The organism is Arthrobacter sp. 01N442, assembly GCF_056399345.1.
This window is the reverse complement of sequence record NZ_JBFTRD010000010.1, coordinates 39521-59904: the sequence shown is the minus strand read 5'-3', so window position 1 is coordinate 59904 and position 20384 is coordinate 39521. Positions and strand designations below refer to the sequence as shown.

General features: G+C 67.4%; 18 protein-coding genes. 11 read left to right on the top strand and 7 right to left on the bottom strand.

Annotated features, from left to right (window positions below):
• Positions 1-99: 99 nt before the first annotated feature.
• Positions 100-1188, top strand: coding sequence for an ROK family glucokinase (locus tag AC1DNC_RS16450; protein WP_476863602.1), 1089 nt, complete (start codon positions 100-102; stop codon positions 1186-1188).
• A 52-nt stretch (positions 1189-1240) separates the two neighbouring features.
• Here the strand turns inward: AC1DNC_RS16450 and AC1DNC_RS16445 are convergent, their stop codons facing one another.
• From AC1DNC_RS16445 to AC1DNC_RS16435, 3 genes are read right to left on the bottom strand one after another with little or no spacing between them, the layout of a single operon-like run.
• On the bottom strand, positions 1241-1789 hold the full coding sequence (locus AC1DNC_RS16445) for a hypothetical protein (RefSeq protein WP_476863601.1): 549 nt from the start codon (positions 1787-1789) through the stop codon (positions 1241-1243).
• Positions 1782-2585: an alpha/beta hydrolase gene (locus AC1DNC_RS16440; RefSeq protein WP_476863600.1), complete on the bottom strand. Its 804-nt coding sequence runs from the start codon at positions 2583-2585 to the stop codon at positions 1782-1784. The genes AC1DNC_RS16445 and AC1DNC_RS16440 overlap by 8 nt, the downstream gene beginning before the upstream one ends.
• A complete protein-coding gene (locus AC1DNC_RS16435) occupies positions 2582-3409 on the bottom strand; it encodes an alpha/beta hydrolase (protein ID WP_476863599.1) in 828 nt (275 codons plus the stop codon). Before AC1DNC_RS16435 ends, AC1DNC_RS16440 begins: the two co-directional genes overlap by 4 nt.
• Before the next feature lie 111 nt (positions 3410-3520).
• Between AC1DNC_RS16435 and AC1DNC_RS16430 the strand changes: the two genes are divergently transcribed.
• Both AC1DNC_RS16430 and AC1DNC_RS16425 read left to right on the top strand, forming a co-directional pair.
• Positions 3521-4261 carry a lysophospholipid acyltransferase family protein gene (locus tag AC1DNC_RS16430; RefSeq protein WP_476863598.1) on the top strand — a complete coding sequence of 247 codons (741 nt, stop codon included), beginning with the start codon at positions 3521-3523 and terminating at the stop codon, positions 4259-4261.
• 122 nt (positions 4262-4383) lie between these two features.
• Complete coding sequence (locus AC1DNC_RS16425; RefSeq protein ID WP_476863640.1) at positions 4384-5772, top strand: class II 3-deoxy-7-phosphoheptulonate synthase; 1389 nt, start codon at positions 4384-4386, stop codon at positions 5770-5772.
• 144 nt (positions 5773-5916) lie between these two features.
• On the opposite strand, the gene AC1DNC_RS16420 is transcribed toward AC1DNC_RS16425, so the two are convergent.
• Positions 5917-8040 (bottom strand): protein kinase domain-containing protein, encoded by a 2124-nt coding sequence (locus tag AC1DNC_RS16420; protein WP_476863597.1) that lies wholly within the window; start codon positions 8038-8040, stop codon positions 5917-5919.
• Positions 8041-8145: 105 nt separating this feature from the next.
• The gene (locus AC1DNC_RS16415) at positions 8146-9558 is read right to left on the bottom strand and encodes a LysM peptidoglycan-binding domain-containing protein (RefSeq protein ID WP_476863596.1); all 1413 of its coding nucleotides are present in this window, start codon (positions 9556-9558) and stop codon (positions 8146-8148) included.
• Between the two features lie 315 nt (positions 9559-9873).
• Here AC1DNC_RS16415 and AC1DNC_RS16410 point away from each other — a divergent pair, with 315 nt between their 5' ends.
• The gene (locus AC1DNC_RS16410) at positions 9874-10227 is read left to right on the top strand and encodes an Rv2175c family DNA-binding protein (protein ID WP_476863595.1); all 354 of its coding nucleotides are present in this window, start codon (positions 9874-9876) and stop codon (positions 10225-10227) included.
• Positions 10228-10334: 107 nt separating this feature from the next.
• Here AC1DNC_RS16410 and AC1DNC_RS16405 read toward each other — a convergent pair whose 3' ends face one another.
• The gene (locus AC1DNC_RS16405; RefSeq protein WP_476863594.1) at positions 10335-11429 is read right to left on the bottom strand and encodes a polyprenyl synthetase family protein; all 1095 of its coding nucleotides are present in this window, start codon (positions 11427-11429) and stop codon (positions 10335-10337) included.
• Complete coding sequence (locus tag AC1DNC_RS16400; protein WP_476863593.1) at positions 11426-11959, bottom strand: hypothetical protein; 534 nt, start codon at positions 11957-11959, stop codon at positions 11426-11428. The genes AC1DNC_RS16405 and AC1DNC_RS16400 overlap by 4 nt, the downstream gene beginning before the upstream one ends.
• 195 nt (positions 11960-12154) lie before the next feature.
• Here AC1DNC_RS16400 and dinB point away from each other — a divergent pair, with 195 nt between their 5' ends.
• The 7 genes from dinB to AC1DNC_RS16365 all read left to right on the top strand — a co-directional run bounded on the left by dinB (position 12155) and on the right by AC1DNC_RS16365 (position 20383).
• Complete coding sequence (gene dinB, locus AC1DNC_RS16395; protein ID WP_476863639.1) at positions 12155-13318, top strand: DNA polymerase IV; 1164 nt, start codon at positions 12155-12157, stop codon at positions 13316-13318.
• A gap of 315 nt (positions 13319-13633) precedes the next feature.
• The gene (locus tag AC1DNC_RS16390) at positions 13634-14005 is read left to right on the top strand and encodes a DUF3040 domain-containing protein (RefSeq protein ID WP_476863592.1); all 372 of its coding nucleotides are present in this window, start codon (positions 13634-13636) and stop codon (positions 14003-14005) included.
• 442 nt (positions 14006-14447) lie between these two features.
• A complete protein-coding gene (mraZ, locus tag AC1DNC_RS16385; RefSeq protein ID WP_056740915.1) occupies positions 14448-14876 on the top strand; it encodes a division/cell wall cluster transcriptional repressor MraZ in 429 nt (142 codons plus the stop codon).
• A gap of 209 nt (positions 14877-15085) precedes the next feature.
• Entirely contained in the window at positions 15086-16087 is a 1002-nt protein-coding gene (gene rsmH, locus AC1DNC_RS16380) for a 16S rRNA (cytosine(1402)-N(4))-methyltransferase RsmH (protein ID WP_476863591.1), read from the top strand.
• On the top strand, positions 16084-16755 hold the full coding sequence (gene ftsL, locus AC1DNC_RS16375) for a cell division protein FtsL (protein WP_476863590.1): 672 nt from the start codon (positions 16084-16086) through the stop codon (positions 16753-16755). The genes rsmH and ftsL overlap by 4 nt, the downstream gene beginning before the upstream one ends.
• A 44-nt stretch (positions 16756-16799) precedes the next feature.
• A complete protein-coding gene (locus AC1DNC_RS16370) occupies positions 16800-18602 on the top strand; it encodes a peptidoglycan D,D-transpeptidase FtsI family protein (RefSeq protein ID WP_476863589.1) in 1803 nt (600 codons plus the stop codon).
• Positions 18603-18715: 113 nt separating this feature from the next.
• Positions 18716-20383 carry a UDP-N-acetylmuramoyl-L-alanyl-D-glutamate--2,6-diaminopimelate ligase gene (locus tag AC1DNC_RS16365; RefSeq protein WP_476863588.1) on the top strand — a complete coding sequence of 556 codons (1668 nt, stop codon included), beginning with the start codon at positions 18716-18718 and terminating at the stop codon, positions 20381-20383.
• Position 20384: the final 1 nt, after the last annotated feature.

Below are 20384 nucleotides of genomic sequence, written 5' to 3'. Positions count from 1 at the left end.
TGGCGAGTAACTTTACGGTCAAGGCTTGCGTTTCGCCACCCGGCAGGGCGTCGGCGGCTCCGCTGTCGCGGCCTGGGGCGGGCCCTAGAATGGGGAACGATGCATACTCCAAAACCCGGCCAGAAGTCCGGACCGCAGCGCAGGACGGCCGCCTGGCGGCGCCGGGTACAGGGCCTTCCCGGCGCCACCGAGGCCGGCAGCTTCCGCGGACACCTGCGGCTCGGGCGCAAGGGCCTCGCGATCGGCATCGACATCGGCGGCACCAAGGTTGCGGCCGGTGTCGTGGACGCCGAAGGCCGCATTTTGAGCCAGGCCAAACGCTCCACGCCCGGCAGCGATCCGCGCGCCGTCGAGCAGGTGATCGTGGAGCTCGTGGAGGAACTGGGCCGGGGCCACCGGATCGGGTCGGTCGGCATCGGGGCTGCCGGCTGGATGGACCTCGACGGCGCCACCGTGCTGTTCAGCCCGCACCTGGCCTGGCGCAACGAACCGCTGCGCGAAAACCTGCAACGGCTGCTCCGCCGCCCCGTGCTGCTGACCAACGACGCCGACGCCGCCGGCTGGGCGGAGTGGCGCTTTGGCGCCGGGAGGGGCGAGAGCCGGCTGGTCTGCATTACCCTGGGCACCGGAATCGGCGGCGCCATGGTGATGGACGGCCGGCTCGAACGCGGCCGCTTCGGCGTAGCCGGTGAATTCGGCCACCAGATCATCATGCCCGGCGGCCACCGCTGCGAGTGCGGCAACCGCGGCTGCTGGGAACAGTACGCCTCGGGGAACGCGCTCGGCCGTGAAGCCAGGGAACTAGCCGCAGCCAACTCACCGGTGGCCCAGGAACTTCTCGACGCTGTGGACGGCCACGCCGACCGGATCACCGGTGTGATCGTCACCGAACTCGCCAAGGCCGGAAACCACACCGCCCGTGAACTTCTCGAAGACGTGGGGGAATGGCTTGGCCTGGGGCTGGCGAACCTGGCGGCGGCCCTGGACCCGGGCACCTTCGTCATCGGCGGCGGCCTCTGCGACGCAGGCGAACTGCTCGTGGAGCCGGCACGGAAGGCTTTTGCCCGGAACCTGACCGGACGCGGGTTCCGCCCGGCGGCCGCCATTGAACTCGCGGCGCTGGGGCCCAACGCCGGGCTGATCGGTGCGGCGGACCTCTCCCGGGTCAGCAGCCGGACGCGCGGCTAGCCGGACGCGCAGTTAGCCGCGCCAGGGCCCCAACTGACGGCTGAGCAGGCTGCTAGACGCGGGCCCCGTCGTCATTCTCATCCTTTTCCTGCGGCAGCTTCATGATCAGGAACACCACCGAGGCAGCGAAAGCTACCACCATGCCAAGGACTGCCATCAGTGGTGCGCTCCGCCAGAAAATGGCGGACAGCAGCAGGGCAATCGGGCCGCCGACGGCACCAAGCCACGCGAGCGTCGTCAGCGGGTCGGATCCGGTGAGGCTGGGCGGTTCCTCGGGGACGAACGCGCCGTCGTCGTCGTCAGGCTCGTAGTCCCGCGGGCCACTCGCGCGCCCGCTATCCTCGTGGCCGTCAATCCGGTCCGGGGCCTCCGGCCGGCTCCCGGCCGGAGGTTCGACCGGGGCAGGCACCGGAGAGGCGAGGCCCAGCGGGTCGAAGTCGCGGAAAGTCCGCGGGGCCGGGCTCCCGGCTCCGGCGCCACCGGCAGGCCCGGAATCGGTGCCCTCAAGCCGGGCGACCAGATCAAGCCAGACGGCGTCGTCATCGTTCGCGCTGGAGTCCGGGGAATCGGGATCCGGCGTCCCGGGGTCGGATCTAGTCATCTGCCGTTTCTTTCTGGCTGGCGCTGGGGGTGCCCTGGCTCCGACCGTCCACGACCGATCGGATGAATTCGGCTGTGCCCTGGAAGATCCTGGGCGCGTCGTTGTCCATGGTAGCCACGTGGTAGCTGTTCTCCAGCGCGATGACCTCCAGCGGGGCGTTCGTCAGGCCGCGGCGCAGGGCAGCCAGGCTGGCGTCGGAGACGACGTGGTCCACGGTGGACCGGTAAACCCGGACCGGGGCGGTGATCCGGGGCAACAGCCGCACGGTGTCTTTGAACATCTTGTTCAGCTCGTGGGCCGCGGCGACAGGGGTGCGCGGATAGGCGCCCTCGTCCACGCCTTCTTTGAGGATGTCGTTGGCAATCGCCGGGGTGCTCTTCAGCACAAACTTGAGGATCCCGGCCAGCGGCGCCCGGGGATCGTCGATGACCAGGCCCGGATTCACCAGCACCGCCCCAGCCACGGGACGGGTGGCCGCGAGCCGCAGCGCCAGGGCACCGCCCATTGAAAGGCCGGCCACCACCACGTGGTCGCACTCCTCGGCTAGTTCCAGGTAGGCGGCGTCGAGTCCCGCATGCCAGTCCTGCCAGCGGGTCCGGGCCAGCTCCTGCCAGCTAGTGCCGTGTCCGGCCAGCAGTGGCATCCGGACTGCGTAGCCCGCCGCAGCCAGGGACTCCGCCCAAGCCCGGACGCCGTGCGGGCTGCCGGTGAAACCGTGGGAAACCACGACGCCGGTCCGGGGACCGGAGCCGGTGAACGGGCTGCTGAACGGCGAGTGGTCGGGGGCTGTGCTCATGGCTGCTCCGTGTTCATGGCTGCGCTGGGTTTGACGGCTGCGCTGGGTTTGATGGCTGACGTGTCCGCGTGCTCTCGGAAGAAGCGCTCGGACTGCGAAAAGATTACGGGAGCGTCGACGTCGAGCGTTGCAACGTGGCCGCTGTCCGGCAGCGGCACGACGGTAAGCTCCCGCGAGCCAAGGCGGCGGCGGAGCAGCTCCAGCGAGCTCGGCGGCACCACTGCGTCGGTGTCGGACTTGAACACCAGCGCCGGAGCTGTGATAGCGGGCAACTCCCGCAGGGTTGCGGTGAACAGCTTGCTCAGCTGGTGGACGGCCGCCAGCGGAGTCAGCGAGTAGTCGCCGTCCTCGGTGGCTGCCGCCGTCGACTCCGACTCCTGCAGCGGGACCGTGGTGCGCTGGAGGTATTTGAGCAGCCCGATGTAGCGCACCCGGCGGTCGTAGAAGCTGAGGCCGGGGTTGACGACGGCGACGCCGGCCACCCGGTGGCGGGCGGCAGTGCGCAGGGCGATGGTCCCACCCATGGAGAGGCCCGCCACGAAGCACGAGCCGGTTCCCGCCGCCAGCTCGAGGTACGCCTCCTCGAAGGCGCCGTACCAGTCCTGCCAGCCGTGCCGTGCGAGGTCCCGCCAATCGGTGCCGTGGCCGGGCAGCAAGGGAACCGAGACGGCAAACCCGAGGGAGGCCAGGTGCTCGGCCCAGGGGAGCACGCTCAGGGGGCTTCCGGTGAAGCCGTGGCAGATGGCGACGCCGGTACCTGCGTTGTCGCCGTGGCCGGGGTAGCGAAAAGCGGCAGGCGCCATCGGACTGCTGCTTTCGCTCATGAGCCCATCGTGTCACTGTTCGCGACAAAACTCACTAGAGTAGGGTGTCATTGAAGTCCTGGCCGGGCCCGAGGAAGGGCCGGCCAGACGCCTGCCGGAGAGGTACACCACGTGTTTTATTGGTTCATGAAGACGTTCGTCCTTGGGCCTGTCCTGAAGACGCTCTTCCGGCCGTGGGTCAAGGGCCTGGACAACGTTCCGGCCGAGGGCGCCGCGATCCTGGCTTCCAACCACCTGTCTTTCTCCGACTCCATCTTTATGCCGCTCATGGTGCCGCGCCCGGTCGTGTTCCTGGCCAAATCGGAATACTTCACCGGCAAGGGAATCAAGGGCAAACTGACGGCTGCCTTCTTTCGCCTGACCAACCAGCTGCCGATGGACCGGTCCGGGGGAGCGGCGTCCGCCCGCTCGCTCGACGCCGGCATGGATGTGCTCAAGAACGGCTCGCTCCTGGGCATCTACCCCGAGGGAACCCGCAGCCCGGATGCCCGGCTGTACCGCGGGAAGGTGGGTGTTGCCCGGCTCGCCCTGCAGGCCCGGGTCCCGGTGATCCCGGTCGCGATGATCGGCACCGACAAGGTTCAGCCCATCGGCAAGCGGATGCCCAACATCCGGCGGATTGGGATGATCTTCGGCGAGCCCCTGGACTTCAGCCGCTACTACGGGATGGAAGATGACCGCCTGATCCAGCGTTCCGTGACGGACGAGATCATGTACGAATTGATGCGGCTCTCCGGCCAGGAATACGTCGACGAGTACGCTGCCGTCGTCAAACTGCGGCTCGCCGGAAAAGCTACCGAGGCGCCGGAGGCCGGTGCCGGCCCGGAACCGGAGAAGCCCGGAACTGTGTGACGAAGCGCCCGCAGTCAATGACGCCGGGCGCCCCCGTTCAACCCCGGGGCAACTATCCTTAGAGGGTGACTGAGCTATCTGCGCCTTCGACGTCCCTGAACACTTCCACGCCGGCCGGTACCTTGGCCGGTTCCGCCCTGACCGGCTCTGCTTTCACCAGCACGGCCCAGAGCGGTGCCGCCAACTATCCGGGACTGGACCACTGGCGGGAGCTGCCCGCTTCGCAACAGCCCAGCTGGTCCGATCCCGCGGTCTTTGAAGCCTCAGTCAAGGAACTTTCCGTACTGCCCCCGCTGGTCTTCGCCGGCGAAGTGGACATCCTGCGCGAACGCCTCGCCGCGGCTGCGCAGGGTAAGGCATTCCTGCTCCAGGGCGGGGACTGCGCGGAAACCTTCGAAGCCGCCACCGCGGACAAGATCAGCGCCCGGGTCAAGACGATCCTGCAGATGGCAGTCGTCCTCACCTATGGCGCGGCGATGCCCGTGATCAAGATGGGCCGGATGGCGGGCCAGTTCGCGAAGCCGCGCTCCTCCAACGATGAAACGCGCGACGGCGTCACACTGCCGGCCTACCGCGGCGACATCGTCAACGGCTACGACTTCACCCCGGAATCCCGGGCCCACGACGCCGGCCGGATGCTCAAGGCGTACCACACCTCGGCGTCGACCCTGAACCTGATCCGGGCGTTCACGCAGGGCGGCTTCGCGGACCTGCGGCTGGTGCACCAGTGGAACAAGGGCTTCACCGAGAACCCGGCGCACGCGCGCTACGAATCCCTGGCCCGCGACATCGACCGGGCCATTAAGTTCATGTCCTCCTGCGGGGCGGACTTCGAAGCACTCAAGCGCGTGGAGTTCTACGCCAGCCACGAGGCCCTGCTGCTGGACTACGAGCGCGCCCTGACCCGCATCGACTCCCGCACCGGCCTGCCCTACGACACCTCGGCGCACTTCCTGTGGATCGGGGAGCGCACCCGCGAACTGGACCACGCGCACGTCGACTTCCTCTCCCGCGTCCGGAACCCGATCGGCGTCAAGCTGGGCCCCTCGACCACCGGCGATGACGCGCTGCGCCTGATCGACAAGCTCGACCCCAACCGGGAACCGGGCCGCCTGACCTTCATCACCCGGATGGGTGCCGGCAACATCCGGGAGAAATTGCCGCCCATCGTCGAACGCGTCACCGCCTCCGGAGCCCAGGTCCTGTGGGTCACCGACCCGATGCACGGCAACACGGTCACCTCGCCCAACGGCTACAAGACGCGCAACTTCGACGACGTCATCGACGAGGTGCGCGGCTTCTTCGAGGTCCACCACGGCCTCGGCACCGTGCCGGGCGGCCTGCACGTGGAGATGACCGGCGACGACGTGGCAGAGTGCCTGGGCGGCGCCGACCCGATCGACCAGGACGCCTTCCTGGACCGCTACGAGTCGGTCTGCGATCCTCGGCTGAACCACATGCAGTCCCTCGAAATGGCATTCCTGGTGGCCGGAGCCCTCGCCAAGCGCTAGGCCGCAACCCGCCGGCCCCCGGCACAGCAAAGAGCTCCGCCCCGGCTGATTCCAGCCGGGGCGGAGCTCTTGGTGCAGCAGGCACACCGGCCGAAGCATGCTGATCGAAGCGGGCCCGCCGAAGCCGGCCCGCCGGGTTCAGGCTCAGGTCACGGTGATGGTCACGAGGGAGCCTTCGGGCTGCCGCCCGGTCTTGTCCTGGCCGGCGACGAGGCCGAGCACGGAGGAGCCGAAGGCGTAATTGACCTTCACCTCGAAACCGGCGTCCTTGAGCGCCTGGACCGCTTCCTCCTCCGGCTTGCGGAACACGTCCGGAACCTGGACGAACTTGGGCCCCTTGGAGATTGTCAGGGTCACGGTGCCACCCTTGGTGAGATTTCCGGTGGCCGGGTCCTGGGCGGCAACCGCTCCCTTGGGCACATCGCGGTCAAAGACGGTTTCCGGGGCGACGACGGCTTTGAGTCCGGCGGCTTCGATGGTCTTCACCGCGGTCTCCTGGTCTTTGCCGCGCAGATCGGGCACCGGGATAGGCTGCGGGCCCTTGGAGACCGTCAGCCCCACGGGTGTTCCGTGTTTGGCGGGGGTGCCCTTGGCCGGTTTTTGGGCCAGCACGGTCCCGGCCGCCGCGGCCTCGTCGTAGCGCTCCGTGATCGGGCCCAGGGCCATGCCGGCGCCGTTGAGGGCCTTCTTCGCCGCGTCGAGCGACTTGCCCGTCAGCTGGGGCAGGGGAAACAGCTCCGGACCCTTCGAAACGGCCAGCGAGACGGACTCGAATTTGCGTACGACCTGGCCGGCCTGCGGCTCCGAGCCCACCACGAGGCCCGGGGAAACGTTGTCGTCAAAGACATCCCGGGTCGTTGATTGGAAACCGGCGGTGCGGAGCAACTGCTGTGCCTCGGCCACCGTCTTGTTGGCCAGCTGCGGGATGGTCCCCGGGGACCCCGGGCCCATGCCGAAAAACCAGCCGGCGCCGGCCGCGAGCAACGCCACGAGGACCAGCACCAGGATCCAGGCCAGGCCCCGGCGCCGCGGGTTCCCCGCCCGCAGGCTGCGGCTGGGGGTAGCCGCCGCGCGCTGCCGTGCCTTCTCCTCGTCGCGGTCCTGCTTGCGCTGCGCCCGCTTGCTCGCGGGCTCAGGCAGGCCCTCCGGAGCTTCGTCCGGGTAGGCCGCCGCGTCGTGTTCCTCCGGAGTGGCGAGCGGGCCGTAGGCGCCCGGCCGGGGCCTGCCGGCGAGGATGGTGGTCGGGTTGCTGGCGCGGTTGATGACTTCCGTGGGCTGCTGGACGGCGCCGAGGAATTCCGTGTGCGCGTCCGCGGCTGCCTGACGCGGTTCTGCCAGGGGTGCTCCGGGGGTGGCGCCGGCGCCTGCCGCCCCGCCCGCGACGGCCGCCGGCAGGGCAGCCGGGGGTCGGAGGTCCAGCTCGGTGTCGCTGAGGTTGGTTCGGATGTGCCGGAGTTCGAAGAGCAAGGCGTTGCCGTCGACAGGGCGCTTGTCCGGGTCATTGGCCGTGCACCACTGGACGAGCTCGTCGAGTTCTTCCGCCAGCCCCGGGACCAGGTCCGACGGCGGTCCGACGGTGGAGTTCACGTGCTGGTAGGCGACCTGGATCGGCACCTCGCCCTCGAACGGCTGGCTGCCGGTGAGCATCTCGTAGAGCATGATTCCGAGGGCATAGATGTCACTGCGGGCGTCGGCCTGCCGGCCCAGCACGAGTTCGGGGGAGAGGTAGGCCACGGTCCCGATCAGGGCGCCGGTGCTGGTGGTCGTCGTGATGGCCCGCGCCAGCCCGAAGTCGCCGATCTTGATCCGTCCGTCGTCGGCGATGAGCACGTTCTCGGGCTTGACGTCCCGGTGGATGAGGCCGGCCGCGTGGGCGGCTCCGAGTCCCTCCACCACCGGGTCGATCAGTGCCAGCGCAAGCCTCGGCGTGAGGGCGCCCTTTTCCTTGATCACATCCCGCAGCGTGTGGCCCTTGATGTACTCCATCACCAGATAAGCCAGCGGACCGTCATCGCCCTGGTCCAGGACCCCCACGACGTGCGGGTGCGAGAGCCGGGCGGCGGCCTTGGCTTCGCGGCCCAGCCGATCCAGGAATTGCGGGTCGCCGGCCATGTGCGGATGCAGGAGCTTGAGTGCCACGTCCCGCTCGAGCCGGCGGTCGGTGGCGAGGTAGACCGTGGACATTCCGCCCCGGGCCAGCTTGGATCGAATCAGGTACCGGTTGTCCACCAGGGTCCCGACGAGAGCGTCCGATGTGTATTCCTGCACCCTTTGATCCTAAGCTCTGCACGGAAACGGGTCCGGATTGACATGCAACCCGGACCCGTAACGTTACGCGACGGAGGTCTCAGTCCCCGCGCGATGCTGGTGGTTTTAGCTGAAGGTCTTCTGCAGCGCCTTGATCGACGCCACATAGGCCTTCGTATCTTCGTACATGCCCTTTGTGCTCACCGAATACTGTCCCTGGTAGTACCCCGCGATGGCGTAGTCCAGGTTCTTGCTGGTCGCGACCAGCTGGCGGATGATGGCGATGCCGGCCGTGGCGTTGTCGTACGGGTCCAGCAGGTTCAGCTTGCGGCCCACGAGGTCCGAGGCCCAGCCGCCCGAGGACGGAATGACCTGCATGGTGCCGATCGCGTTCGCGGGGGAGACCGAGCGGTGGTTGAAGCCTGACTCCTGGTAGGCGAAGGCCATGGCCAGCGACGGCGAGACGCCCATCCGGCGTGCCGTGTCTGCCACGATCTGCTTCATCTGTTCACGGGTGGGAACCGGCGAGGCATTGAGCAGCGCCTTGTTCTGGTTAGCGGAGCTGACCACGGCCTTCGGGTAGCTGAAACCCAGGAAGGTGCTGGGCACCAAGGGGGTAACCGCGGCTGGTGGCTGGCTGGAGGCCGGCTTGATGGTGCTGGTGCTTGCGCCGGGAATGACGAGTTTGTGTCCGGGGTAGATGATGCTGCTCATGGTCAGCCGGTTTGCCGACAGGACGGCGGAGAGCTTCACTCCGTGCCGGGCAGCGATACCGGAGAGCGTGTCGCCCGACTTGATGGTGTAGGACCCTGAGCTGACGGGGGCCGGGACAGGCTTCGGCGCCGCCGGCCGGGCGGGTGCGGCCTTCGGGGCTGCGGCGCGGGGGGCTGGAGCTGCCGCGGCGGCTCCGATGTTGATCCTCTGGCCCGGGTAGATCACGGAGCGGGCGCTGAGCCCGTTCCGGCTGAAGACATCCGCGAGCCTGACGCCGTGGCGCGCGGCAATGCCGCTCAGAGTGTCGCCGGACTTGACGGTGTAGACACTGCCACCGGTACGTGCCGGAGCCGCCTTCGGCGGTGCAGCTTTCGCCGGAGCTGCCTTGGCGGCGGGGCCGCTGGCGGAACCCGTGAGCTTGATCCTCTGGCCGGGGTAGATCACAGACCGGGGCTGCAAGTTGTTCAGCTTGAGCAGTGCGTGGGTGTTCAGGCCATACCTGTGGGCGATCGCGCTGATCGTATCGCCACGGACAATCGTGTACCGCGCCGGAGCGGCGACCTTGGCCGGTTGGAACGAGGCCGGAACGGTGGCCGGAACCGCTGCTGCTGGGATCAGGGCCGAAGACACCGCCGAGCTGGCCTGCCCCTGTGCCTTCATGGCCGCCGCGAGCGTCGCCGGGATGGCCCGGGGACGTGCTTCGGCAGCTGCCGGCTGCGCGATCGCCAAGGACGAAAGCACGACGGCGGGAAGCGCCGCCGTCGTCGCCGCAATCAGCGGGAGGCCGGGCCTCGGGTTGTGCTTCGGCGAACGTGACGTCGTCATGGGAAAGATCCTCTTCTCAGCGGCGAACCCCGCAGGACAGACAGTGTTACTGGTGTTACCAGTGTGACTGAAGATACTGCAGTTACAAATGTGATCCATGCGAATCTCTCATGAATTGCGAAATAGCACAAGAACTGTTTGACATTCTGCAATGACACCCGCGGGAGCGTCTTGCCCCGGGCGTCCGGCTGGCCGCCCGGGGCGGCGCCGCCGGGGGGCTTATTTGTTGTCCCTTTTATACGTTGGATTAAGCGGCCGAATTAATGGGTCGTGGCTGACTAGGCGCATTCCGCCCCGGCATGGCAATCTTGATCCGTGAGTACTGTAGAAAGCCTCGTAGGCGAATGGCTGCCCCTGCCCGACGTAGCACAGCTGCTGGACGTGTCCATCACCAAGGTTCATGCGCTGCTCGACGAGCGCGCACTGGCGGCGGTGCGGATCGGTGACCGGCGGATCCGCTCCGTGCCGGCGGCGTTCATCCAGGACGGCCACGCGGTGGAGAGCCTCAAGGGCACGATCGTTGTCCTGGCCGACGCCGGCTATTCGGACGAAGAACTCATCACCTGGCTGTTCACCCCGGACGAGTCCCTGCGGGGCCGTCCGATCGACGCCCTCCGCGAAGGACGCAAGACGGAAATCCGCCGCCGGGCCCAGACGATGGCCTGGTAGTACTGCGGTTCCTGCTAATACGGCGAAGGCCGTGCCCGGCGTGTAACGCCGGGCACGGCCTTTGTTGTCCCTGTTGGTCTTGAACCCGCCTGCGGATTCCCGTCCGTTCAGGCTGTGCGGCTGACAGCGGCCTCGGCGAGTTTCCGGAGCGCCGTCTTGGGCAGTTCCTCGAGCGGGAGCAGGTCCAGGGCGTCGAAGGCGGCCTTGCCGAATTCCTCGATCAGGACCTCCGTGGCCTGCAGTGCCCCGCAGTCGACGATGATGCGCCGGATCTCCTCGACGTCGCCGGTGCTCAGGTCAGGGCTGCCGAGCTTCGCATCGATGAAGCTCGATTCGGCGGGAGTCGCCTGGTCGAGGGCGAAGGCCACCAGCACGGTGCGCTTGCCTTCGCGGAGATCGTCGCCCGCGGGCTTCCCGGTGGTGACGGGGTCGCCGAAGACGCCCAGCACATCGTCCCGCAGCTGGAAGGCCTCGCCCAGGGGGAGCGCGAACGCGGAGTAGCCGCGCAGCAGATCGTCCGAGGCGCCGGCCAAGGCGCCGCCCAGCGCGAGCGGGTGCTCGGTGGAGTACTTGGCCGACTTGAAGCGGATGATGGACTGGGCACGGCTGACCGCCCCGGCCCGGTCGCGGTGCGGGCCGGCCACTTCTTCCAGGATGTCCAGGTACTGGCCGGCCATGACCTCGGCGCGCATCAGGTTGAAGATGAGCCGCGCCTGGCTGCCGGAGGCCGCGCGATCGCCGATTTCAGTAAACGATTCTTCGCTGAAGGACAGGCACAGGTCACCGGTGAGGATCGCCGCCGCGTGGCCGAAGCGCTCCGGATCCAGCGCCCAACCCTGGCTCGCGTGCAGCTCACTGAAACGGCGGTGCACACTGGGACCGCCCCGGCGGGTGTCCGAGCGGTCAATGATGTCGTCGTGGATCAGTGCCGCGGCCTGGAACAGCTCCAGCGCCGAGCCGGCGGTGACCACCTCGCGGGCCGCGGCGCCGCCGCCCGCGCCGCGCCAGCCCCAGTAGCACATCAGGGCGCGGAGGCGCTTGCCGCCGGTGACCAGGTTGGAGATGGACCCCATGAGCGGGTCGATGTCCGGGGAGATGGCGGACATCACCGTCGAACGCGAGGTAAGGAAGTCGGTCAGCTTGCCGGCGACGGCGGCCACGAAATCCGCCTGCTCAACCCGGAGTTGTTCGGCCAGGCTCACTTGACGGACTCGGCGGCGACGTTGGCGCCAATCGTGAAGGTGGAGATCCCGGCGGCCTCGACGACAGCCAGGTTCACGGTTTCGTTGTCCCCGCGCAGGAAGTCCTTGGAGGCCACCGAGCCGACGGTGCCGCCCGGGACTGCCTTGAATCCCTGGCTTTTCAGTTGCTTGCTGTAGTACGACACGACGTCGGCTGCCGGCGAGGTGATCTTGGCCACCAGGGCAACGGTCGCGGGGGCGCCGCTCTTGTCAAAACTGCTTGATTCCACCTGTGCGCCCGGCATCACCGGCAGCAGTTTCTTGGGGAAGCCCTCCACAAGGGCGCCTACGGTGGCGGAGGTGCCGGGTTTGGCGGAGGGGCTGGGGGGAGCCGTGGTGGAAGGCTGGGCGGTGGACTGCGCGGCCGCTGCGGGCTCGGACGCCGCAGTGGACGACGCTGCCGGGCCGGGGGTGCACGCGGCCAGGGCCAGCAAGACGCCAGCGGCGGCCACAGCCGTCACGGCGCGCTTGCGCTCTCCAATAACCTTCACGGGGGCATTCCTCCTAGTGTTGACGCCGGATCAGCCTCCAGTTTAGTCAGTACCTACGCATAGGATTGATGTGTGGGGCCGGACAGGGAAAATCAGATCGATAAACACATCGATAAACACAGCGAGAATCACGCCGAGAAGCACGCCGGGACACAGTTCAGCGAGGCGGGTCTTCGCGAACTCCGGCGCAGCAGTATCCTGCACGTGGACATGGACGCATTCTTCGTATCGGTGGAGCTGCGCAGCCGCCCCGAACTCAAGGGGCGCCCCGTGATTGTGGGCTACCCGGCGGACCGCTCGGTGGTCCTGTCAGCTTCCTATGCCGCCCGCAAGTTCGGCGTCAAGTCAGCGATGCCCATGGCGGTCGCCGCCAGGATGTGCCCCTCCGCCGTCATCATCGAACCGCGGCACAAGCTCTACTACGAGGTTTCGGCCCAGATCATGGCCATCTTCGGCTCGATCACCGACCTCGTGGAACCGCTGAGCGTCGACGAGGCGTTCCTCGACGTCGGCGGTGCCATCCGACGGCTCGGGCCGCCCCGGGAAATCGGGGAACTGATCCGGCGCAGGGTCGAGAGCGAGCTTGGCATCACGGCGTCAGTGGGGATCGCCGCCAGTAAGTTCGTGGCCAAGATCGCCTCAACCCGGTGCAAGCCCGACGGGCTGCTGCTGATCGGCCCCGACGAGACGGTGCCCTACCTGCACACGCTGCCGGTCAGCGCCCTCTGGGGGGTGGGAGCCAAGACAGTCGAGGTTCTCGCCCGGATGGGAATCCGTACCGTTGCCGACGTCGCCGCCACGCCGCTGCCGTCACTGCGCAAGATTCTGGGCGCCACGGGGGAGCACGTCCACCGGCTCTCGTGGGGCATCGACCCCCGGCCGGTGACTCCGGTCCGGCTCGAAAAGAGCATCGGCGCGGAGGAGACGTTTGCGGTGGATACGGCCGACGACGCCCTGCTGCACCGGGAGCTGCTGCGTCTCTCGCACCGCACGGCGGAACGGCTCCGGAACGCCGGGATGCATGCCAGGACCGTTGCCTTGAAGCTGCGCTACGCCGATTTCTCCACCATCACCCGCAGCCGCACCGTCAGCACCCCGATAGATAGCGCACAGTTGCTTTACGGCGTCGCCGTGCAACTACTTGAGTCGGTCGGCCAACGGCCCATGACGGTGCGCCTTGTGGGCATCCGGGCGGAGCAGCTCGAGGAAGCCGCCCAGGCGCCGCTGCAGCTCAGCCTGGACCGCCGGGACGATAACTGGCGCGCCGCCGAGCAGGCCCTGGACCGCGTCACCCGCAAATTCGGCAATAAGTCCGTCCTCCCTGCCCGGCTGCTCGATCCGGGGCCTGGCGCCGAGTGAGCTGGCGGCCCCGGGTGCAGCGGTGACAGCCGGCAGGGGCGCCGCTGCGCCGGGCCGCCGCAGGCCGCCCGAAGCCGCAGACAGCGTCTTTCAGAACAGGGCGCAACAATCTATCCTTAGAGATACATAGATTTCGAACGACTGGATCGAACGTTCGGGTTGCCGGCCATGCCAACTAAACACCTTTCAGGGAAGAGCGGATCCCCATTTCACCAATGACGGGAAACGGGGAACCAGACGCTCATCCCGGTCGTTAGGGTTTTAGGGACAAGGGCCGCGTCAAATCTGGACGTTGGTCGACTTAAGGAGGTCGTGATGCCGCTCTCGGAGCACGAACAGAAGTTGCTTGAGCAACTTGAGAAGCAGCTGCACGAGGACGATCCCAAGTTTGCCAGCTCCATGGGATCGGATCCGGGTCGCTCCTGGTCCACCCGTCATCTGGTCATCGGGGTCCTCGGCACCCTCGCGGGCATTCTCTTGTTATTGCTGGGCGTCTCGCTGCAGAGCATCGTTGTTGGTGTCCTTGGCTTTGTGGTCATGGGCGCCGGCGTCTACTTTGCGACCATGCGCAGCACGGCCGGCAAGTCCAAGTCCGGAGCCGCCGGCAGGAAGCCGGGCAAGCCCCGCAGTTCGTTCATGAGCAACCTCGAGGAGCGCTGGGAGGAACGGCACCGCGGGGACGGCTGATACGGTTCAGCTCCCCGGGCAGCCACCGGACCTCCACTTCGCACCACCCAGACCACGGCTACGCCCATAAAGACCCGCTTCGGCGGGTCTTTTGCCGTTTAACCGGCGCCAGATACTCGCTGACCGCCCGTTATTGGCAGCAGGCGCCGGGCCCTGTAACGGCCATGAGAACGCTGTGCCGGTCAAGTCCGCACGGCGTGGGCCCTGGCGGCCAAACGGTGGCCCGCCGGGGCTTCGGCGGGGTCAAATCCCTCCACCGCGCTCCACTTTTGCCGGTTCCCTTTATTCGCAAGGGACATTTGGTTGAAAACTGACGCTAAATTGACCAAAAATATGCCAAATGTCGTTGACGGGGGAGTGAAGTGGAGTAATGTGGAGGACGTAAGAGGGTAGTGGCAGCACAGGGGACGTTGGACTTCCTACAACAGACAGGCGGTGGGCCGTGTTTCTCGGCACTCATTCGCCGCGTCTGGACGAAAAGGGTCGAATCATCCTGCCGGCAAAGTTCCGCGAGGAACTCGCCGCCGGCCTGGTTCTCACAAGGGGCCAGGAACGTTGCATCTACGTCTTCAGTGAGGCGGAATTCGGCCGGGTTCACGAGCAGATGCGGGAGGCTCCAATCTCCTCCAAGCAGGCCCGTGACTACATCCGCGTTTTCCTCTCTGGAGCCTCTGACGAGGTACCTGACAAGCAGGGGCGCGTGACGATTCCGCCGGCGCTCCGGGAATACGCAGGTCTCGGCAGGGAACTGGCCGTCATTGGCGCAGGCACCCGCGCGGAGATCTGGGACGCCCAGGCCTGGAACGAGTACCTGGCCGAAAAGGAAACCGCCTTCTCGGAAACCGACGACGCCATCCCGGGAATCCTCTGAGACCCGGGCGGCACCATCAGCACCAAGCGTTTCTTGATTGAGATCTCCAGCCGCCCATCCGGCAGTTCACCTGGCTCACTTCCCCGGAGCCAGGCGGACCGCAGGGTAGGCGCGGATGGGGATCTGGATCAAGAAGCCGCAAACCGGCACCGCGGGGAACACCCGCAGCGCCACGCGACAGCCACACCCGACAACGAAAGGACGCAGGCATGAGTGACGACTCAAACCAGGCGAAGCCTACGTCCGAACGACATGTACCGGTCCTCAAGGACCGGTGCATCAATTTGTTGGCACCGGCTTTCGAAGAGGCGCGACGCCGTGGCGAGACGCCGGTCGCCGTCGATGCGACGCTCGGCATGGGAGGCCACTCCGAAGCCATGCTGCAGCGGTTTCCGGACCTGCACCTGATCGGCATCGACCGTGACGAGGAAGCCCTCGCCCTGGCGGGAGAACGCCTGAAGCCATTCGCTGACCGGATCGACCTGGTCCACGCGGTGTACGACGAAATCCCCGAAGTCCTTCAGGACCTGGGCTTCGCCGAGGTCCACGGCATCCTGATGGACCTCGGCGTCTCCTCGCTGCAGCTCGATGAACGCGAACGAGGTTTCGCTTACTCCTTCGACGCGCCGCTGGACATGCGGATGGACACCAGCCGCGGCCAGACCGCTGCCGACGTCGTGAACAACTACAGCGAAGAGGACCTCGTCCGGATCATCCGGAAGTGGGGCGAGGAGAAGTTCGCCGGCCGGATCGCCAACCGGATCGTTGCAGCCCGCGCCGAGAAGCCTTTCACTACCACCGGCGAACTTGTCGAAACCATCCGGGCCGTGGTTCCGTCCGGTGCCGCCAAGACCGGCGGCCACCCCGCCAAGCGGACTTTCCAGGCACTCCGGATCGAGGTCAACGAGGAACTCGAGGTGCTGGAGCGCGCGATTCCGGCGGCCGTGGCCTCGATCGCCCTCGGCGGCCGGGTTGTCGTCATGTCCTACCACTCGCTGGAAGACAAGATCGTCAAGGGAGTCTTCCAAGCCGGTTCCAAGTCCTCGGCCCCGCTCGGTTTCCCGGTGGAGCTTGAGGAGCACAAACCCGAACTCAAGACCCTGACGAAGGGCACCGAGGTGCCCACCGCCGAAGAAACAGCAGAAAACCCACGCGCCGCCTCCGCCAGGCTCCGCGCCGTGGAACGCATCAAAGCCAGGAGAGTCGCATGAGCACCGCCGCCGTCAACAGCTTCCCCGTTGCCACCGCTGCCACGGCCCGTGCCCTCCCGGCGCTGCACCCCGGTGCGCCCGTCCGCAAGTCCCGGACGCCGCTCTCCGTCGTCCGCTCCGTTCCGCGCAAGCGTCGGGCACCGTTTGTGGTGATGTGCTTCGGTATCCTCGCCCTGGCCCTGATGGCCGTGCTCGTCCTGAACATCTCCGTCTCCTCGGCGCAGTACCAGCTGGTCGAGCTGCGGGCCCAGCAGTCCACGCTGACCAAGCAGAACCAGGACCTCACCCAGCAGGTGCAGAACTTTGACGCCCCGCAGAACCTGGCCGCCAAGGCCACGGAGCTGGGCATGGTGGCCTCCGCAGGCAAGGGCCAGATCGACCTGGCCACGCTCGCGGTGACCGGGCAGGCCAAGCCCGCCGTGAAGGGCGACGATGCAGGCTCCGTCATTGCCGCGCCGGCTGTTGCCGGCCAGGTCAATGTGGTTCCGTCCGCCTCGGAGAACGAACCGCTCCTGAGCCGCAAGCCGGCGTCGAGCCTCCCGGCAGCCGCTGAAGCCGCTGCCGCCGCGCAGACTGCGAAGGCAGCGCGCGTCAAGGTTCCCGCCCTGTCGGTGAACCTCTACGGCGGCACCATCCCCGCCCCCGCGCAGAAGGTCCCCGGAAAATAGCCGACGGGACCAACGACCAGCCAGGCAAGTAGCAAGGAAACATCGTGGCGCAGAACACCGGCAAGGCACGCCCCAGCAAGACGCCGAGCGCCACGCGACGGCTGCGGCTTGGGCTGGGCCTCATGCTCACGCTGCTGTTGGTCGTTGGCGGGAAACTGTTCCTGGTCCAGGGCCTCGACGTCGGCGGCATGGCCGAGGCGGCCCTCCAGAACCGGCTCAAGCCGATTGAACTGCCCGCGGAGCGCGGAAGCATCCTCGACTCCCGCGGCACGGTGCTGGCCAGCAGCGTGATCCGCTATAACGTCGTGGTTGACCAGACCGTCAACACGAACACCGAATCGTTCCCGAGGCTCGAAAAGGTCGACGGCAAGGACACGGTGGTCAAGATCCCGCGCGACCAGGGCATCGAAGAGCTGGCGACCGTGCTGGGCATGAAGATGGACGACCTCAAAACGGCGCTGACCGGCACGTCCCGCTACTACATCGTGGCGAAGGACATCCGGCCCGACGTGGAGGACCGTGTTTCCAAACTCCAGGTCCCCGGCATCGTCACCGAGGGCACCAGCAAACGCGTCTATCCCAACGGCTCGGTGGCCGGCGGAATCGTCGGCTTCCTCAAGGACGGCACCACCGGCCAGGCGGGGTTGGAACAAACCCAGGATGACGTGCTCAAGGGCACCGCAGGCAAGCGGCTGTTCGAGATCGGCGCCGACGGGCTGCGGATCCCGGTGGGCGTCGACCAGTTCACGCCGGCCGTCAACGGCAAGGACATCAAACTCACGCTCAACTCCGACCTGCAGTACTTTGCCCAGCAGGCCATCCAAAGCCAGAAGGACAAGCTCAGCGCTGAGTGGGGCATCATCATCATCCAGGACGCCAAGAACGGCAACATCATCGCGATGGCGGACACCAATGCGCCGGACCCCAATGATCCCGGCAAAGTCGCAGCCGAAGACCGCGGCGTCCGAGCGGTGACCGCCGCCTACGAGCCTGGCTCCGTGGAAAAGATGATCACCGCCGCCTCGGCCATCGAGGAGGGCACTGCCCGCCCGCTGGACAAATTCATCATCCCGCCGAGCTACACGGTGGACGGCCAGAACTTTACCGACGCCTTCGAACACGGCACCGAGAAACGGACGCTGGCCGGCATCGTCGGCTATTCGATGAACACCGGCACGGTCATGGTGGGCCAGCGGCTGAGCAAGGAAAAGCGGCACGACTGGCTGCAGAAGTTCGGCATCGGCGAGGCGCCGGACATCGGGCTGCCCGCGGAGTCCAAAGGCATCCTTACCCCGGCCGACCAGTGGGACGGCCGCCAGCAGTACACCGTGCTCTTCGGCCAGGGCGTTGCCCAGTCGACCCTGCAAACGGTCCGCGCCTACCAGAGCATCGCCAACGGCGGCGTCATGGTGCAGCCGCGCCTGATCGACAGCTACATCAGCCCCGACGGCACCGAGGAGAAGGTCCCGGCCAAGCCCAACCGGCAGGTGGTCTCCAAAAACACCGCCAAGCAGGTCCGCGACATCCTGGAAAGCGCCGTCACCGAGGGCGAAATCAAGGACGCCGCCATCGACGGTTACCGGGTGGGCGCCAAGACCGGCACCTCCGAGTCCCCGTGCGACGACGGCAAGTCGGGATTCTGCGGCTACACCGCCTCCCTGATCGGGATGGCGCCAATGGACGATCCGCGGTTTATTGTTGAAGTGGTCCTGCAACGGCCCAAGGGCAGCATCTACGGCATCACGCAAGGACCCGTGTTCCGTTCGGTCATGAGCCAGACGCTGCGCACCTACAACGTCGAGCCGTCCACCGGGAAGCCGGTCCGGCTGCCGCAGTACGCCAAGTAGCACCCAGCAGGACGAGTCAGCAGCAACAACCAGTTCCATGCAGCCGGGCCTGCGTGCGGATCAATCTTCCGCGCGCGGCCCGCATTGCACCAGCACCACCAATGGAGATCCTTTTGTCAGAGCTCAATGCCCCGGAAGCGGCGGCCACCCCGACCGGCCAGGACTCCACCTCGGCGTTCCGGCCCACGGCGGTTGCCCCGGTGCCGCTCGAGATCATTGGCGAGGGGATCGGCGTCGTCGTCCCCGGCGCCGCCGCGGACGTCCAGGTCACCGGGATCTCGCTGAACTCCCGGGCCGTCATGCCGGGGGACCTGTACGTCGCCCTGCCCGGAGCCACCCGGCACGGAGCTGACTTCGTGTCCCAGGCAGTGGAAGCCGGCGCCGTCGCGGTGCTGACGGACGACGCCGGTGCCCGCCTGCTGGCGCTCTCCAATGACATCTCCGTCCCGGTGTTGCTGGCCGGGGAACCGCGCAGCCTGGTCGGGGCCCTCTCCGCGCTGATCTACCAGAGCAGGCCGGAGAACGCCGCCGCTCCGGCCCTGTTCGGCGTCACCGGGACCAACGGCAAGACCACCACCACCTACTTCATCAACTCCCTGCTCCGGGCACTGGGCCGGAAGACCGGGCTGATCGGCACCATCGAAATCCTGGCGGGCGGCGAAGCAATCCCGAGCCTGCTCACCACGCCGGAATCGACAGACGTGCACGCCCTCCTGGCCCTCATGCGCGAACGCGGCCTGGACGCCGCCTCCATGGAGGTGTCCTCGCACGCCATCTCCTTCCACCGGGTCGACGGCGTGGTGTTCGACGTCGCCGGGTTCACGAACCTCACCCAGGACCATCTGGACCTGCACGGGACCATGGACGAATACTTCCAGACCAAGGCCCGGCTCTTCACCGCGCAGCGCGCCCGGGCCGCCGTCGTGACCGTCGACGATGAATGGGGCCGGAAACTGGCGGCCGGCGCCGGCATCCCCGTCACCACGCTCGCCACACGCACCGACGCCGTTGACGATGCGGCTGGCGCAGTCGGTCCGGCAGCGGACTGGATTGTCGTGGACCCACAGCCGCGCGGGCTCGGCACCGAGTTCGCTCTGCGCCACCAGGACGGTACCGAACTGCGCCTGCACACCGGGCTGCCCGGGAGCTTCAACGTCGCCAACGCCGCCCTGGCCACGGCCATGGTGCTCGCCAGCGGCGTCCCCGCGGCCGAGGTGCAAGCCGCGCTGGACACGGCGGATCCGTTCACCGTAGCCGTGCCCGGACGCATGCAGCTCGTCGCGACAGCGCCGGCCGCCGTGGTCGACTTCGCCCATAACCCGGACGCTCTCGCCCGCGCGCTCGAAGCCGTGCGTTCCCCGAAGGCGGGAGCAAAAGTGATCGTCGTGTTCGGTGCCACCGGCCAGCGCGACCAAGGCAAGCGCCCCACGATGGGGGCGATCGCGGCCCGGCTCGCCGACGTCGTGATCGTCAGCGACGACGACCCGCACGATGAGGACGCGGCAGCCATCCGCGCCGACGTGATGGCGGGCGCCCTCGAAGCCAAAGATCGCGAGGGACTCGGCTGCACGGTGCTGGAGGTCTTCCCCCGTGACGCCGCCATCCGCAAAGCGGTGGAACTGGCCGGCCCGGAGGACACAATCCTCGTTGCCGGCCGCGGCCACGAGGTCTGGCAGGAAGTCAAGGGCGTCAATCTGGCGCTCGATGACCGGGTGGAACTGCGGTCCGCCTTGACAGTACGAGGATTCACCGTTCTCGATGACCAGCGGATAGAGTCCTAAA

Excerpts from the sequence above, each read along its gene's own strand:
- AC1DNC_RS16450 (WP_476863602.1), top strand. The coding sequence starts at position 100 with ATGCATACTCCAAAACCCGGCCAGAAGTCCGGACCGCAGCGCAGGACG.
- AC1DNC_RS16445 (WP_476863601.1), bottom strand. The coding sequence starts at position 1,789 with ATGACTAGATCCGACCCCGGGACGCCGGATCCCGATTCCCCGGACTCC.
- AC1DNC_RS16440 (WP_476863600.1), bottom strand. The coding sequence starts at position 2,585 with ATGAGCACAGCCCCCGACCACTCGCCGTTCAGCAGCCCGTTCACCGGC.
- AC1DNC_RS16435 (WP_476863599.1), bottom strand. The coding sequence starts at position 3,409 with ATGAGCGAAAGCAGCAGTCCGATGGCGCCTGCCGCTTTTCGCTACCCC.
- AC1DNC_RS16415 (WP_476863596.1), bottom strand. The coding sequence starts at position 9,558 with ATGACGACGTCACGTTCGCCGAAGCACAACCCGAGGCCCGGCCTCCCG.
- AC1DNC_RS16390 (WP_476863592.1), top strand. The coding sequence starts at position 13,634 with ATGCCGCTCTCGGAGCACGAACAGAAGTTGCTTGAGCAACTTGAGAAG.
- rsmH (WP_476863591.1), top strand. The coding sequence starts at position 15,086 with ATGAGTGACGACTCAAACCAGGCGAAGCCTACGTCCGAACGACATGTA.
- ftsL (WP_476863590.1), top strand. The coding sequence starts at position 16,084 with ATGAGCACCGCCGCCGTCAACAGCTTCCCCGTTGCCACCGCTGCCACG.